12 protein-coding genes and 1 pseudogene are annotated in these 15,497 nt (G+C 42.7%); 8 read left to right on the forward strand and 5 right to left on the reverse strand.

The window, feature by feature from the left end:
• The coding region (locus Q7J63_RS17605; protein ID WP_304888043.1) for a hypothetical protein at nt 1–348 on the forward strand (348 nt) is incomplete at its 5' end.
• Nucleotides 349–364: 16 nt separating this feature from the next.
• Here Q7J63_RS17605 and Q7J63_RS17610 read toward each other — a convergent pair.
• Nucleotides 365–904 carry an SRPBCC family protein gene (locus Q7J63_RS17610; RefSeq protein WP_304888045.1) on the reverse strand — a complete coding sequence of 180 codons (540 nt, stop codon included), beginning with the start codon at nt 902–904 and terminating at the stop codon, nt 365–367.
• Between the two features lie 581 nt (nt 905–1,485).
• Here Q7J63_RS17610 and Q7J63_RS17615 point away from each other — a divergent pair.
• Together Q7J63_RS17615 and Q7J63_RS17620 are read left to right on the forward strand one after the other, a co-directional pair.
• The gene (locus Q7J63_RS17615) at nt 1,486–1,995 is read left to right on the forward strand and encodes a hypothetical protein (RefSeq protein ID WP_304888047.1); all 510 of its coding nucleotides are present in this window, start codon (nt 1,486–1,488) and stop codon (nt 1,993–1,995) included.
• 21 nt (nt 1,996–2,016) lie between these two features.
• Nucleotides 2,017–2,331, forward strand: a pseudogene (locus Q7J63_RS17620) (flagellar motor protein MotB); the annotation flags it as partial.
• Nucleotides 2,332–2,501: 170 nt separating this feature from the next.
• Here the strand turns inward: Q7J63_RS17620 and Q7J63_RS17625 are convergent.
• Entirely contained in the window at nt 2,502–5,219 is a 2,718-nt protein-coding gene (locus Q7J63_RS17625) for a M14 metallopeptidase family protein (protein ID WP_304888049.1), read from the reverse strand.
• A 224-nt stretch (nt 5,220–5,443) separates the two neighbouring features.
• Between Q7J63_RS17625 and Q7J63_RS17630 the strand changes: the two genes are divergently transcribed.
• Nucleotides 5,444–6,313: a dienelactone hydrolase family protein gene (locus tag Q7J63_RS17630; protein WP_304888051.1), complete on the forward strand. Its 870-nt coding sequence runs from the start codon at nt 5,444–5,446 to the stop codon at nt 6,311–6,313.
• Nucleotides 6,314–7,153: 840 nt separating this feature from the next.
• Nucleotides 7,154–7,615 (forward strand): IS200/IS605 family transposase, encoded by a 462-nt coding sequence (gene tnpA, locus Q7J63_RS17635; protein ID WP_304888053.1) that lies wholly within the window; start codon nt 7,154–7,156, stop codon nt 7,613–7,615.
• A gap of 391 nt (nt 7,616–8,006) precedes the next feature.
• Here the strand turns inward: tnpA and Q7J63_RS17640 are convergent, their stop codons facing one another.
• Nucleotides 8,007–8,585 (reverse strand): outer membrane beta-barrel protein, encoded by a 579-nt coding sequence (locus tag Q7J63_RS17640; protein ID WP_019599558.1) that lies wholly within the window; start codon nt 8,583–8,585, stop codon nt 8,007–8,009.
• A 345-nt stretch (nt 8,586–8,930) separates the two neighbouring features.
• Between Q7J63_RS17640 and msrA the strand changes: the two genes are divergently transcribed.
• Nucleotides 8,931–10,031: a peptide-methionine (S)-S-oxide reductase MsrA gene (msrA, locus tag Q7J63_RS17645; protein ID WP_370691929.1), complete on the forward strand. Its 1,101-nt coding sequence runs from the start codon at nt 8,931–8,933 to the stop codon at nt 10,029–10,031.
• 332 nt (nt 10,032–10,363) lie between these two features.
• Here msrA and Q7J63_RS17650 read toward each other — a convergent pair whose 3' ends face one another.
• Entirely contained in the window at nt 10,364–10,945 is a 582-nt protein-coding gene (locus Q7J63_RS17650) for an alpha-ketoglutarate-dependent dioxygenase AlkB (RefSeq protein ID WP_304888058.1), read from the reverse strand.
• Between the two features lie 372 nt (nt 10,946–11,317).
• Between Q7J63_RS17650 and Q7J63_RS17655 the strand changes: the two genes are divergently transcribed.
• A complete protein-coding gene (locus Q7J63_RS17655) occupies nt 11,318–11,719 on the forward strand; it encodes a hypothetical protein (protein ID WP_304888060.1) in 402 nt (133 codons plus the stop codon).
• A gap of 105 nt (nt 11,720–11,824) precedes the next feature.
• On the opposite strand, the gene Q7J63_RS17660 is transcribed toward Q7J63_RS17655, so the two are convergent.
• Nucleotides 11,825–12,226 carry a Dabb family protein gene (locus Q7J63_RS17660; protein WP_019599554.1) on the reverse strand — a complete coding sequence of 134 codons (402 nt, stop codon included), beginning with the start codon at nt 12,224–12,226 and terminating at the stop codon, nt 11,825–11,827.
• Between the two features lie 515 nt (nt 12,227–12,741).
• On the opposite strand from Q7J63_RS17660, the gene Q7J63_RS17665 reads away from it, so the two are divergent.
• Nucleotides 12,742–14,364, forward strand: a complete 1,623-nt coding sequence (locus Q7J63_RS17665; RefSeq protein WP_304888063.1) for a glucoamylase family protein — start codon at nt 12,742–12,744, stop codon at nt 14,362–14,364.
• The last annotated feature ends 1,133 nt before the right edge of the window (nt 14,365–15,497 follow it).

Genomic DNA, 15,497 nt, shown 5'->3' on the forward strand with positions numbered 1-15,497 from the left:
GTCCTTCCCGTGAACCATAGCGCTCTTTGCGTTAAAATTTTCTCGCCAAGTACGCAAAGCGTTTCGCAAGGTCCGCAAAGAAAACAAGTTGCCCTCTATCATTTGAGGAGATACAGGAGAAACCAAAAATCAGAAGAAAAAGACCTTAGCGTCCTTCCCGTGAACCTTAGCGCTCTTTACGTTAAAATTTTCACGCCAAGTACGCGAAGTACTTCGCAGAGTCCGCAAAGAAAACAAGTTGCCTCTCTATCATTCAAGAAGAAACCAAAAACCAGAAGAAAAAGACCTTGGCGTCCTTCCTGTGAACCTTGTCGATCTTTGCACAAAGGCGACTCTTCATGTATTTAAATAAGAAATTAAAAGATCAATTCTCCAGAATACTTTTAAGATTGTTGAGACCTGTTTCAAAATCATCCCCGATCATTTTTTCCATATTCATAAAAAGCAACAGCGTATTCATGGGAAAGCCCATATGGCCGTCAAAACCCCATTGGACTTTCGTTTGATATGCATTTATAGATTCAAAAGTCATGAAAGCTTTGTCCGAAGATTCAAAAGGTTCAAAAAATCTAAACTGATAATCGATTCTCTTTCCTTCTTCAATGGCAATGATTTCTTGTTCTCCTTTGCCCACATTCTTGTTTTCACTTTCCCAAGAAGAAATAAAACCTACAGTTCCATCCGTTCCCTTGTATTCCTTTTTCATGTTGGGATCCATACTTGCCCACTTGCTAAAATTATCGTGGTTCTTGAGAAACTTGACATAATCATAAACTTCTTGATGAGGCCTTTCGATGATCACCTCCCTCAAGATGTGGTAATCTTTGGGAGAAAAAAGGCCAACAATCAAGACCACCGCTATCATCAAGCCGAATAAAACGGCAACAATTTTAAGGATTTTCATACTTCAAGGCTTTGGTTAGGTATAAATATAATCAATGTCAGAATAATATTTTGGTAATGGATAGTTATAAACAATTTGATTGCCCCCCACTTTAGAATTCAAACGCTATTATTCCTTGATACCTGTGTAAGATATTTCCATCCCTTTTTAACTTTTTAATTTCATATTCTTTACAGAATTGGGTTCAAACCGAAATATACTTTCCGTTTCCAAATGAGGTTGTCCCTACAACAAAATCTGATTGTTTTGAGAATAACCCATATTACCGATTTGCTGAAGTGAAAAATTGTGACAAAGGCTGATTATGAATCAATTTTAGGCTGAAATTGAATTGGCAATGCATCCCAGGGAATTGATATTCCACATATGTAGGGGAAATTCACTTTATTTATTCAGTTCAGCCCATTGGAAATTCCCCAATTAAGAAAAAGCACACTGTTTTTTCAAAATAAATGAAATATTACTGGTAATAATCATCTAAATACCCGCAATATTTAAAACGAATAGGATAAAATATGATACTGGGTTTTAGATGGCAACATTTTTGGTATGTGGGGTTATGTCATAAAAACTTAACCAACATGAAAAAAATTATTCTTTTCACATTAGCGTCGGCAACCCTTATGGGATCATGTGTTTCCAAAAAGAAATACGTCGAACTACAAAATGATCTGTACCAAACAGAAAGTTCACTGGCAGAGACCAACGCCGCGAAAGAGGCGCTTGAATCCGAAAACCAGATTTTGGAAGACAAATTTGCCCGTATCGAAGCACGCGTAGAAGAATACAATGCGCGAATCAACTCCCTAAAGGACGAAAGCGATTCAAAGTTCTCCATCAATGGAAAGACACCAATGTCGAACACCACTATGGACAAATTGAAAGCCACAATGGCCAAAGTTGATCAGGAAGCATTGAAGAATGCCAAAACATTGGAAGATTCAGTAAATCTTGCAGTTTCCTACAACCTGAAGAAATCCATCACAGATGGTTCTGCTGAAGAAAACGAAGATATCCAGATCGACATCGACAAAACAGTCGTGATGATCACTGTTTCCGACAGGTTATTGTTCAACACCGGTAGTTACTAATTCAGCAGAAATGCAGATAATCTTTTGAAAAATCTTGCCGAGGTAATCAATTCTGAGCCGAGCATGGAAGTCATGATCGAAGGACACACAGATCCAAGATCTATTTCCACTGGCGTATTGCAGGACAACTGGGATCTAAGTGTAAAAAGAGCAACGTCAATTGTTCGTATCCTTCAAACCAAATACAATGTTGCTCCAGAGAAACTGATCGCAGCAGGAAGAAGCAGCTATTCTCCACTTGTTGAAAATGACAGCAAAGAGAACATGGCCAAAAACAGAAGGACCAGAATCGTGATCATACCTGATTTGGACAAATTTTTCGCCATGATGGAATAGGCTTTTGGGTAGGTCATAAGATCACCCAACAAACCATCCACAAGGATTTAACAAAAGAAGGCTTGGAGAAAATTTTCTCCAAGCCTTCTTTTGTTAAACCCGATTATGAATACAATCCCAAGACCCCACTAGGTATGGAGATTCAGGAAAATGTATTCCAGATTTATTGTTTATTGTGTATAGAGCTGATTGAACAACAATTTGAAGGTATTGTGTGCTTGTGCCCGGAAGGTGATTTCAGGTCCATAAGCGATCAGTTTTCCTTTTCCAATTGGGGCTTCAAAAGCCAATACACCATTTTTCAGATAGGATTCACCCCAGGCCCAACCAGAAATCAGGGAGGATTCAGTGCCCAGCCAAGCGAGAGGCTTCACGCCCTTGATCAAGGCATCGGGTGCCAAAGAAAAGACTGGGCTGTTGTTGAATACCATATTGGCAGATTCACCCATTCCCCAGTTTGAGGAATGATTCCCGTCCAATTTGGCCTTCAAAATACTTCCCGGAACATAATACTTATCGCCCGGCAAAGCTCTTTCCTTTCCGTTGGGTAATTTTTCCACCAAGGCATTGCTGATCGGCAATCCAAGATCATAAGCCAATGAGGTGCTTGCTCCCACCGCCACGACATTTCCACCAGCTTCCATGAATTTCTTCAATTCCGGGATGGATTTATCCTTGGTAAGCGCTCCCAAAAGATTGTGGTATTGTGCATCGATTTCATCTGTTTTTGGCATTCTATTCCAATTTCTGACCGTTCCAGGTGCTCCTGGCCCGATAAACAAGATGACATCATATTTGGCTTTTAAGTTGCCTTTGTCAATTTCCTCAGGATACACCACTTGGAAAGCAAAATGATATTGTTCCATCATCCACCTGACCCAACCTGAGGGCATTGAACCTCCGTAATGGTCAAATAGGGCGATTCTTGCGGGATTGATCTTGACAACACCAGCAGGTTTGGAGCTAGCCACCATTTTGACACCATATTCCTTGGCTGCCTTTTCCAAAACAGATTTTCCTCCCGAAACATAAAAACTGCCCGCCGGCAAGCCTGAAACGGTGGTCGTGGTTCTGGAAACAGCCACTCCCGCCTTCAGCAGATCATTGACAGCCATGAAGGAATTGTTTGCCCTTGAATCCAGCAAGAAGCCGGAGCCACTAGGAACTTTATACACCGGAAAAGGCTGAACTTCCCCTAAAGTGATTCTTTCAAACGGACCGTCAAAGCCATCCATTATTCTGTCAAATTCAACCCCCATTTGGAAAGCCAATGTCCAGCCTGCTGCATCATAAGGCCTTACAGGAGGTCCTCCCGGGAATTGAAAATCATTGGGATGGTCCTGTGGCTCAAACATGTCCAAAACGTGTGGCCGAAATGCCTGATCTGATTTTACCACATAGGAACCTGCCGGATACTGTTTTCCTTTAACAGTAAAGGCTGACGTGGCTTTGTGCACCAAAATACCCGATTTGATCAGGGCATTCATGAACCTCACGACCGTTGAAAAGTCGGATTGGTCGGAGGACAAAATAAATCCCCTTGGATCCCTGAGGTTTGGATCCTTAAAAACCGAGTCAAAGTATTGGCCGGGAAGTCCACTGCGCATGCCAAAGAAAGCCATTTCCGGATCATCTGTCGCGGCTTTTTCTTTAGCTGCATCAAATACCGATTGAATCGCCGCCGAACGCTTTGGGTATTTGGTCCAATGGTCCATGCTTCCCCTTTCGATACTGTTGCGCCCCATTTTATAGATATTGTACAACAAGGCATCGGAATTTCTACTGGCATAATCCAGAATCGCATAATTCAGCGAAACCGAGTAATCGAGTGATTTTTTAAAGTTCCAAGCCTGTGGTTCTACAGGAAAGGGAGTTGCATGTGTTGGGATCAAGCGTTCTGGAATCAGTGGGATTTCGGAAGGCGTCGGGCCTCCTGTGATTTCGGTCAAGACGCCGATCATGTTGTGGAAATAAGGTGTGGTTCTCAAACCGCCATTCCACCAAGAGGAAAATACGGAACCACTCAAACGGGTATATCCTGGCCTGTCTTCCACATTCAATCTGTTGATCATGGCAGAACCTACACCGTCCAAACTGGTCATGATCAAGGGATCAAAAACGTGGTTGAAGGGATCCCGGTAAGGAGGTCCGGCCACAACCGTTCCCGCTGGGGAAGTCTGGTGATGGTTGTAAATGATCTGGGGAAGCCATTCCACATACTGTTGCAGTGATGTATTGGTGGTTTCCTTCATGTTCATCATGAAAAAATCCCTGTTGTTGTCATGCCCAACATATTTTTGGTACATGTAAGGGCTGTTCATGTCTCTTTTCTTCACATCCTCGTTGCCCATGTACCAGTTGGTCACGATTTCTTGGCCATCTGGATTGACCTGTACCATCAGGATAATCAGGTCATCGAGCATGCGCATGTTTTCGGCATCTGTCCGGGTCACCAGTTGATAATAGGTATCGATCAGCTGATGGGACCCAACGGTCTCCGTGGAATGGAGTCCGCCGTCAATCCAAACGACCGCTTTTCCCTCCAGGGACAATTTCCTGGCTTCTTCCTCGCCAATTTCGGCGCGGCCCAAGAGTTGGGATATTTCTTTGTATCGGGCTAATTTCTGATGGTTCTCGGGGGAGGTAATGATCATCATTGGCATTTGCCTTCCTTCTTCCGTGGGCCCGATCTCTACAAATTTCACCCTGTCGGAAAGTGCCGCCACCTTCCTGAAGTAAGCATCTGTGGCGGTGAAAGTCGCCAGCTTGTAATCTTCCCCAATTTCAAAACCAAAATGTTCCTTGGGGCTGGGAATCTGTTGGGCAATAGCGTTGGTCAAAACCATCCAATAGGCCAGTCCCAACAAACAGTAAATTTTTCTTATCATGGTAAAGTATTAAGGTGTGGAAATAAATTTAACATGCCCTGATTTACGAAACAAAAGCCCAGTTTTAATCGGAAAGAATAAGGGTTGATTGGTGATTTGTGTGCAAATAAAAACAGGTATATTTGAATTACAGGTCAACATTATGACGCATTACGAGAAATATTCCCGATTTTCTCTGCAACAATGTTCTTTTTTTAGTGTTTAGATTTTCAAAAAAACAAGCCATGGTCAAAATCGTCTTTTATTTCAATCTGATCCTTTTCAGCCTTCTGGGCTGGAAACTCTCTCCGTCTTCCAACCAAGCGGTCCTCCCTGAAATCACATTATGTCATGCCACCGGCCCATCGGAAATGCTCGCCTTCTTGGACGATCCCAAATTCGTCTCATTCCACCCTTCACCAGTTGCATTTGACTTCACCGGAATGGGAGAAATGATCTCCTTTCCAACTCCAGACGGAAACGAGGGCAGTGGCTATTTGATCAAAGCCAAAACACCTTCCGATCAATGGCTTTTTGTGTATCAGGAATGGTGGGGACTCAATGACAATATCAAGGAAGAATCGGATAAATTCTATCAGGATCTTGGCGGAAATGTCAATGTCCTTGCCTTGGACATGTACGATGGCAAAGTGGGAACGACGCCACAGGAAGCCATGGGCATCATGAGGGAGACCAATGAAACCAGGTTGGAAAACATTGTGCTTGGCGCAAAAGGGATGGCAGGGAGAGAAGCACAAATCGCCAATGTGGGTTGGTGCTTTGGAGGTGCATGGTCATTGAAATCCGCCTTGCTTTTGGAAAACCAAAACATTGGCACCATTATTTACTACGGAATGCCAATCAGGGAAGTGGAGAAGTTAAAAACACTGCAATCGGATGTCTTGGGGATTTTTGCCACCGAGCAAAACATCAGCAAAGAGGTGATCGAGGAATTTGCCGTAGCCATGAAAACCGCTGGTAAAAAATTGGAATATAAGATCTTCAATGCCGTACACGGATTCGCCAATCCTTCCAATCCAAAGCACGACGTGGAAGCTACAAAGGAAGCCTATGGGATGGCGATGAAATATTTGAAGGAGAAGTTTAATATTTGAGGGAAAATGGGTACTACATGCCTTTTCTTACATCATCGCATTACAGAAAATTGAGATGTCAGGGCTAACGCCCCTTTTGATAAATTACCGCATCATTTTTCTACGAAGATTTCAGGGCTAAAGCCCCTCATTGGCAACCTACGAACAGTTGGTATCTAATCTAGATTATTTCATTTTTTCCTAATTACGGTCGAAGGAGATATCAGATCTAGGGCTCTTCGTTTTGCAAGCTTTGCTCATTTTGCTACGAAAATGGTTGGAAAACGCCCTTTTTTTACGTGATCTCATTTTTGCCAATTGAGGTATCAAGCCTAACGCTCTTTAATTTCATGCTACAAACACATTGGCAGGAAAATTTTAGGGGTAACGCCCCATTTCTACATCTAAGCATCTTAATCTACGAAGATAGGAACAAAAAATAACGAAGATTACTAAGGGGGAGAGTCCTGAAATCTTCGTACCTCCAAACATTCACGATGGACACAAAGGGGCATAGCCCTGACATCTTCGTAGTATCAAATCATCAAGATAGACGGGAGGGGCGTAGTCCTGACATCTTCATAGCACCCAAAATTCATGAAGGATACACAGTGCGATTCATTTAACTATTTCGCATTTGCTGCCTAGATTACAGGGTAATCTTCCCTATTTCTATACATTTCTCAACATTTTCAACTAAAAATAGAGCAAATACCCCTTTATAATCAAAAATCTACATTTGTGAATCCCATAATTTTCCGTAGATTAAAAATAAAACAAAAAAGGCATATTCCAGCTGTATTCATAGCCGCAAACCATAACGAATGAAACAAAAGACTGTAGCCCTGAAACCTAAAACCAATGGCAAACACCTATACCCAATTGTACACCCAATTTGTTTTTTCAGTTAAAGGAGGAGGGAATTTTATCAAAGAACATTTCAGAGATGAATTGGAGAAGGTAATGTGTGGAATTGTTTCAAACCACAAATGTAAAACCTATGCCATTTATTGCAACCCAGACCATACACATATATTGGTAGGAATACACCCCAGCATTTCTCCATCAAAATTAATGGAACATGTAAAATCAGGATCTTCCAAATGGTTAAATGATAAAAAATATCTACCGGGAAAATTTTCTTGGCAAGATGGTTTTGGAGGATTTACATATTCTAAATCACAAATTGATATTGTAGTGAAATATATTTTGAATCAACGAGAACATCACAAAAAACAATCGTTCAGGGATGAATATCTGTTGCTTTTAGAAAAATTCGATATTGAATATGACCCGAAATATGTTTTTGAATGGTACGAATAGGCAAAGTTCATGGCTATCACACTTTTTGTTGCATAAACGATCACGGTCAATAGAGATGTCAGGGCTAACGCCCCTCCTTGACCACCGATACGCCTTTTGCTACGAAGATATCAGGGCTAAAGCCCCTCAATGCAAGCAACAAACGATTGCAAGGACGATTTTAGGATAAAACCCCCTTTTTTATATCTCTTTCCCATTGGTATGGCGGTCGAATCTTCTTGGATAAAAAAAAGAAAAAAGGCAGAGCCCTGACATCTTCATTGCACCAAATGATCACGCAGGGACAAAGTGCCAGAGCCATGAAATCTCCGTAGACAAATCATAACAAAAGACACATGATCCTTTTCACAAGCCAAATGCACCATGAATTGCGAACTCTTGAAAACCAATGTTAGAATTTCAGGGATAAACCAAGGATAATTTGTTGGTACCGGAAATTTCCGCTGCCGTTGAATACCCGATCCACATCGATTTCCTTGTTGTTCAATTCCCTCTCATAACGAAGATCAAGCCCAACAGTACCGAAGTTCAGCCCCATGCCAAACTGGTAGCCCGCATTGACAGCATCATAATCAAAAGACCTCAACTCATCTTGGATGGTATAATGAAGAGACGGTCCCGCAAATACGGAAAACAAGGGCCCCAAAACATTGATTCCTACAAGAAGTGGCGCATCCAATCTTTGAGTTGTCAATTTCTGGTTGTTGATTTCGGAATTCAATTGCGTATAGGACAATTCAGGTCTAAGAAATACAGGCCCCAAATTTACTTTGCCAAAGATTCCCAGATTATAGCCTAGGTTGTTCAGCGGATCACCAAAAGCGGCACCGGCATCCTTAAAATATTTACCATTGGAATTGTAATTCAATCCACCCTTTATCCCAAAACCTCCACCGGTTTGGGCATTGGCGGAAAAGTAAAAAAAGGACAACAAAAGGAGCAGAACTGTTGATTTTGTTAATTTTCTCATGTTTATAGCGTTTTAGTTTAAAATGATTGTGCAATGGTCCTGTCCAGCAAAACTGTTCATTCATTTGAAATGAATGTGAACCAAACACTGACAATCCACCTGAGGTTGTTTGTGCGTATACTGATACAAATGTTAAAAAAGGCAAATCCAAAAACAGAAGTCCCTTGATTACAGTTTAAAACTATGGTTGTCAATTGTTTTTCGTTTCTTCATCCAACAAATGAATATAGGATCCCTTTTTGGCCACCAAAGTCAATATACCCCATTCAGCCTCGTATGGCTTTTTACCTATTTACTAAAATCATGCCTGAAAATATGTTCCAAGAAACCTCTGGTTTTATCTCCATGAAAAACGCAAAAAAAATTATCCTACTGGTAATTATCCAAGTATTCAGTTTATCTCTCATGTCTTGTTCCAAGGCGAACGATGCCAAAGAGAAATCGGCCGAATCCTCCCCTGCCATAGATTACAAGGGTCCAACAGAATTGGCAACTTTTGCAGGAGGCTGTTTCTGGTGCATCGAAGCCCCTTTTGAAGGGATCGAAGGCATCGTTTCTGTCGTAGCGGGTTATTCCGGTGGCAAGGAGAAAAACCCGACCTATGCGGCAGTCAGTGCAGGCAAAACCAGCCACAAAGAGGCTGTTCAAGTCAAATACAACCCCGAGGTGATCAGCTACTCCGAAATCATTGATATTTTCTGGCAGCAGTTTGACCCAACGGATGCAGGAGGATCATTTTATGACCGAGGCACACAATACGAGTCCGCGATTTTCTACCACTCTTCCCTTCAGAAAGAAATAGCCGAAGCCTCCAAAAAATTGCTGGACAAGTCAGGGAAATTTTCAAAACCCATTGTGACGCCTATTGTGAAATTCGACAATTTCTATGAAGCGGAAGAATACCACCAGGACTACTACAAGAAAAATCCGGCGGATTATTATTCCTACAGAAAAGGCTCCGGCAGGGACAAGTTCATCGCTGACCACTGGCCATCGGATCTGGAGAAAAAATACAAAATGCCCTCCAAAGCAGAATTGAAAAAGAAGCTCAGCCCCCTGCAATACCAGGTGACCATGGAAGAAGCGACGGAAAGGTCTTTTGACAATGAATTTGATGGCAACAAGGAGAAAGGACTTTATGTCTGCATCGTCTCTGGAGCACCTTTGTTCAGTTCCAAGGATAAATTTGATTCGGGCACAGGCTGGCCAAGCTTCACCAAACCCATTGATGCAAGGTTGATCAGCAAACCCATTGATTCCGCCTACGGCATGATGCGGGTAGAAGCCAGGAGTAAATTGGGAGATGCCCATGGAGGACATATTTTTTACGATGGCCCCAAACCCACAGGTTTAAGATATTGCATGAATTCCGCCTCATTCCGTTTTATCCCAAAAGCGGATATGGAAAAAGAAGGCTACGGTGATTATATTTGGCTCGTGGATTAAAAAAACACAAGAATTGAATGGCCCCTTGGGTGGGGAGCAAGAGGGACGGGATTCAACAGTGTTGGAATCCCGTCCCTCTTGCTTTTGAACCCCCTCCATGATCTTTGGCCACTATTTTATAAAAACCAAACCTTGATCTGTGTGTTCATAGACCGTTCCATTGAACGCAAAATATGCATTCCTTTTTGGGTTGGAGTTGAAACCGATAGATCATCAGGCTATTGGTTGAATAAGACGTATTCTCGACATGGTGAAGTCAAAAAATGCAAACAATTAGCTGATTATCAATCAATTTCTGACTGGAATAGCATTTGGAAATGTATAGCTAGGGTTTATCCAATCCTCCGAAAGGTCATATTGATCCTCGGCCCGATGATTTTGGCGGTTTTTGGGATTTGGTGTTCCCAATGGTGCTGGGTCTCCCCTTTCATCAGCAGAAAGCTTCCATGGGACAAATCAAGGGAAATCATGTGCTGTTTGTCCAGGTAGTGGCGCAGCTGGAAATTTCTATTCGCACCAAAACTTACCGAACCGATCACGGGATTTGGCCCTAAAACCTTTTCATTGTCCCTGTGCCAACCCATGCTGTCCTTTCCATCCCGGTAATGGTTGAGCAATACATGGGTAAAAATCACACCGGCCTCCTTTTCAATCCGATTCTTGATTTCCAACAGGAAGTCGGTCCAAGGAAATGGCTTCATCTCGATCCCCGAATACCCGTAACTGATTTCCGGATGGCCATAGAGAGCTGTCAACCTGGGTTGCATCACTTTTTTACCAAACATCCAGATCGGTTCCTGCTTCCAATGGATTTCCTCCACTGCTTTCTGAAAGAGGAGATCACTTTCTTGTTCAGAAAAAAAATCCGGAAAAAAGGAGGCTTCCCCTTGAAAGGGCAGGAGATTTGTATGCATGGGAAATCGTATATTGGATGTCATTGCATAACATTGAATATTGAAACATGGTTTTAAGAAGAACCGCTTTGGCAGCTAATCCATTGTTTTTCTTGGAACCCGTTTTATGCATTACGCCCTCAATTCAAGATTGTATTTACCTGATAATCATTTAGATGTTGACTATTTTTGACTCCACCCTATTGGTATCAGGAATTAGTCTCCCAATAAACTGATTTTCTTTCAGTTTCGATCTCATTTGGAAACGGAATGCATATTGAAGGTTGAACTGTGCAAATCCACAGGATGACACATTAATTTTATTCTTGATTTATAAGAAAAGAAACAAGATATTAACACCTAAATTTTTATACAAAACCCTTTTTCAATTTTATGAACAAATATGTAAAGATCGGAATTCTAGTTCTGATAGTCGTTTTGACCGCTGTGGTTTATTGGAGGTACTTCTTTGTTTTCTCCGAAGGGGTCAAAGCCGGAAATCTAAATTACTTCGAAAAGAAAGGCTTTGTTTTCAAAACCTGGGAAGGAAGATTGGTTCAAGAGGGTTTTCAGAGCCCAACCGCAGGCGCTTTGCAAAGCAATGAATTTAGGTTCAGTTCCAAAAGCGACGAGGTGGCAAATGCATTGGAAAGAGCCAGCGGGAAGTTCGTGGAATTGCGCTACAAAGAATACCTCCAACCCTTACCTTGGAGAGGTGCAAGCAAATATGTGGTTATTGAGGTCCTGGATGTGGCAGGTGGAAAAAGTCCTTCGCAAGAATTGCCCTTTGATTAATCGGACAGCACCATTTCTTTAAACAAAATCGCCGAAGGAAGGAAAAACGCGTCGTTTGCATACGCGGCTTCCCTCCCTTCGGCGATTTTTAATGTCAATGGTTTATCAGTCAGCCGTCCAGTAATCCACGACCAACACTTTGTCCAAATGAGGACCCAAAACATCTACAAATGCTTTGTGATCTGGATGTGGAAGATAAATCGCCCTGTCTTCTTCTGAAGCAAAGGTCACCAAGAAGCAATGGGTAAACCCCTGATCCAGCCCCTCGGGACTGTTGTTGATTCCCCACTCCAGGTCCTGGATCTGCTCAATTTTCGAGGACAGGCCCAAGAAGGCATCTTCTACTTTTTTGACATCTTCAGCGCTCGATTCGTCTTTGAATTTGAAGAGTACGACATGTCTAAGGACTTTTTCGCCCTTGATGATTTTCTTTTCGATCACTTTTTCTACGGTTTTTTCCTCTTGGGAAGGTTGATTCTGGCAGGAAAGCATAAAGCCTGCAGCCATTGCTAAAATTAAAAATCTCTTCATGGTGTGGGTTGGTTAAAATTCAAGTGTTACAAATTTGTGGAATTTAAAGAAGTTTCCAACAAGAACCACACAATTTTTGATGGGGGACAAATCAGTATCCACATTTGATACCCAGACCAATTCTAAAAAAAAAAACTCCTCAAAGCCTTCAATAGTCTTCCCATCCAAATACTTGGTTTGGTTCCATTCCACTATCCCAAATTTATTTCTTGATGATTCATGGCACCATAAACTTTGGTTTTTTGTAGCAATATCAATTTATTGTCTGGCATCACCTGATTATGAAATAGACACGAATCCACCATTTAAAGGAAAAGAGCTTGCCTATTCTCCCTTTGTTCCTTACTTTCAATTCTGAATAAAAAACGGAAACAAAGAGCAACTGTATTGAATTCGATCCCCTTTTGAATTTAGAAAACAACTACCAATTCGCTTTCAAAAGCCATTCGTCCTGTCAAATTTTTACCAAAATCCACCCAATAGAAATTCCCATGATTTCAAGCCCGATTCACAAAAAAAGCACCCGAAGATACAGCTCATTTTTTCTCCTGAGCGGAATATTGCTATTCGCATTGCTTGCTCAAAGTTGTCAGGAAGGAGAAAGCAAAAATGAGTATACACTTTTGGCGGAAGGGTATGACCAACATGTGGAACTGCAGTGGTCAAAATTGGAAGGTGTGGATGTTTATGAAGTCATGGCCAGCAGTGATGGAAAAAATTATGAATTGAGGGCTGAGGTAAGCGACACCATTTACCTTGATTTCGCAGAAGACCTGAAAAGACATGGGCGTATTCATTACAGCATTTTGGCACAAAAGGAAAATAAGACCATCGAAATCGGCAAAACTGAGGTCCAGACCAGGAAGATGAGTGATGAAGAATTGATGGACATGATCCAACAATATACCTTCCGCTATTTTTGGCATGGGGCAGAACCCAATTCAGGGATGGCGCCAGAAAGAATTCATATCGATGGGGAATACGAAAACAATGATGCCCATATCGTCACTACCGGCGGTACTGGTTTTGGGATTTTTGGCTTGATCACCGGAATCGAACGGGGCTGGATCAGTGAAGAGCAGGGTTTGGAAAGATTCGAAAAAATCGTTGGATTCCTGGAGAAAGCAGATCGATTCCATGGGATTTGGCCACATTGGCTGGATGGAAAGACAGGGAAAACCAAAGCTTTTTCAGAGAAAGATGATGGTGCAGACTTAGTGGAATCCGCTTTTTTGATTCAGGGATTATTGGCCCTTCGGGAATATTACAGCGATGGATCTGCTCCCCAAAAAGCGGTAGCGGACCGGATTCAGAAACTCTGGGAAACCATGGAATGGGATTGGTTTACCCAAGGCGGAAAAAACGTGTTGTATTGGCATTGGTCGCCAAAGCATGAATGGGCGATGAATTTTCCCTTGGAGGGATACAATGAATGTCTTATCACGTATGTGCTTGCCGCCGCCTCGCCGACCCACCCTATTGGCCCTGAAGCCTACCATGAGGGATGGGCCAGAAATGGAAAGATCAACAATGCGGTCCAAGCCTATGGATTCGACCTTCAATTGCTCCACAATGGATCTGAGAAAATGGGAGGCCCGCTTTTCTGGGCACATTACTCCTATTTGGGATTGAATCCCAAAGGTTTAAAGGACAGGTATGCGGATTACTGGGAGGAAAACCGCAACCAAACGCTGATCAACAGGGCTTGGGCAATCGAAAATTCAGGGGGATTCAAAGGATATGGAGAGGACCTTTGGGGATTGACGGCCAGTTATTCCATCAATTTTTACAATGCCCACCATCCAGGTAACGACAACGGGGTCATCTCACCCACGGCCGCCATTTCTTCCATTCCCTATACCCCTGAAGAATCCATGAGGGTATTGAAGAATCTTTATTACAACTATGGTGAAAAGGTCTTGGGGAGATATGGGTTTTATGATGCGATGAGTCCAGAGCATGGCTTTTACCCACAGCGCTATTTGGCCATCGATCAAGGCCCCATGGTGGCCATGATCGAAAACCACAGGACCGGATTGGGTTGGAACCTGTTTATGCAGGCCTCCGACATCCAGAATGGATTGAAGATATTGGGGTTTGAACAAGGGAATTGAAGAAAATGGATCTGTTCCAAGATCAAGCCTTCCCCCAGGGATTGAAATCCTCGGTTAAGATTTCTTCCATCGCTACGCGATTTTAACCATGGACGAATCCAGACCTTATCCATGAATCTCCCCAGATCAAAGTGCCGGAGGCACGACCGAACTCTTAACCACACAATTCATTGTGGGGAAAGCAGACATCGTTCCCCAGATCAGAATGCCAGAGGCACGACCGAAGTCTTAACCACACAATTCCTTATGGGAAAAAGACGATCGAGACCTAAGTGAAAAATCGATATTTTTTGTGGGGAGATTCGCGCAAAATCTGGTCTTATGGTATTTGTCCCATCCCTACGGGATTCTTGGGGGATGAACTTTTCCCCAAGACCGGGGATTGAAATCCCCGGTTAAGATTTCTTCCATCGCTACGCGATTTTAACCATGTACGAAACCAGACTTTATCCATCAATCTCCCCAAATCAAAGTGCCAGAGGTACGGACGAACTCCTAATTATGCAATTCCTTATGGGGGGAGAGCAGACATCGTTCCCAAGACCAGAGTGCCAGAGGCACGGCCGAACTCTTAACCTCACAATTTATTGTGAGGAAAGCAGACGTCGTTCCCCAGATCAAAGTGCCAAAGGCACGGACGAACTCTTAACCCCACAATTCATTGTGAGGAAAGCAGACATCCTTCCCCAGATCAAAGTGCCGGAGGCACGACCGACCGAACTCTTAACCACACAATTCCTTATGGGAAAAAGACGGTCGAGACTTAAGTGAAAAATCGATTTTTTTTGTGGGTAGATTCGCGCAAAATCTGGTCTTATGGTATTTGTCCCATCCCTACGGGATTCTTGGGGGTGAACCTTTCCCCAAGACCGGGGATTGAAATCCCCGGTTAAGATTTCTTCCATCGCTACGCGATTCTAACCATGGACGAATCCAGACCTTATCCATCCCATCAATCTCCCCAGACCAGAGTGCCAGAGGCACGGCCGAACTCTTAACCACACAATTCCTTATGGGAAAAAGACGGTCGAGACCTAAGTGAAAAATCGATTTTTTTTGTGGGTAGATTCGCGCAAAATCTGGTCTTATGGTATTTGTCCCATCCCTACGGGATTCTTGGGGGTGAACCTTTC

The organism is Rhodonellum sp. (genome assembly GCF_030656585.1).
Classification (GTDB): Bacteria; Bacteroidota; Bacteroidia; order Cytophagales; family Cyclobacteriaceae; genus Rhodonellum; species Rhodonellum psychrophilum.

Excerpts from the sequence above, each read along its gene's own strand:
- Q7J63_RS17610 (WP_304888045.1), bottom strand. The coding sequence starts at position 904 with ATGAAAATCCTTAAAATTGTTGCCGTTTTATTCGGCTTGATGATAGCG.
- Q7J63_RS17615 (WP_304888047.1), top strand. The coding sequence starts at position 1,486 with ATGAAAAAAATTATTCTTTTCACATTAGCGTCGGCAACCCTTATGGGA.
- Q7J63_RS17625 (WP_304888049.1), bottom strand. The coding sequence starts at position 5,219 with ATGATAAGAAAAATTTACTGTTTGTTGGGACTGGCCTATTGGATGGTT.
- Q7J63_RS17630 (WP_304888051.1), top strand. The coding sequence starts at position 5,444 with ATGGTCAAAATCGTCTTTTATTTCAATCTGATCCTTTTCAGCCTTCTG.
- tnpA (WP_304888053.1), top strand. The coding sequence starts at position 7,154 with ATGGCAAACACCTATACCCAATTGTACACCCAATTTGTTTTTTCAGTT.
- Q7J63_RS17640 (WP_019599558.1), bottom strand. The coding sequence starts at position 8,585 with ATGAGAAAATTAACAAAATCAACAGTTCTGCTCCTTTTGTTGTCCTTT.
- msrA (WP_370691929.1), top strand. The coding sequence starts at position 8,931 with ATGAAAAACGCAAAAAAAATTATCCTACTGGTAATTATCCAAGTATTC.
- Q7J63_RS17650 (WP_304888058.1), bottom strand. The coding sequence starts at position 10,945 with ATGCATACAAATCTCCTGCCCTTTCAAGGGGAAGCCTCCTTTTTTCCG.
- Q7J63_RS17655 (WP_304888060.1), top strand. The coding sequence starts at position 11,318 with ATGAACAAATATGTAAAGATCGGAATTCTAGTTCTGATAGTCGTTTTG.
- Q7J63_RS17660 (WP_019599554.1), bottom strand. The coding sequence starts at position 12,226 with ATGGCTGCAGGCTTTATGCTTTCCTGCCAGAATCAACCTTCCCAAGAG.
- Q7J63_RS17665 (WP_304888063.1), top strand. The coding sequence starts at position 12,742 with ATGATTTCAAGCCCGATTCACAAAAAAAGCACCCGAAGATACAGCTCA.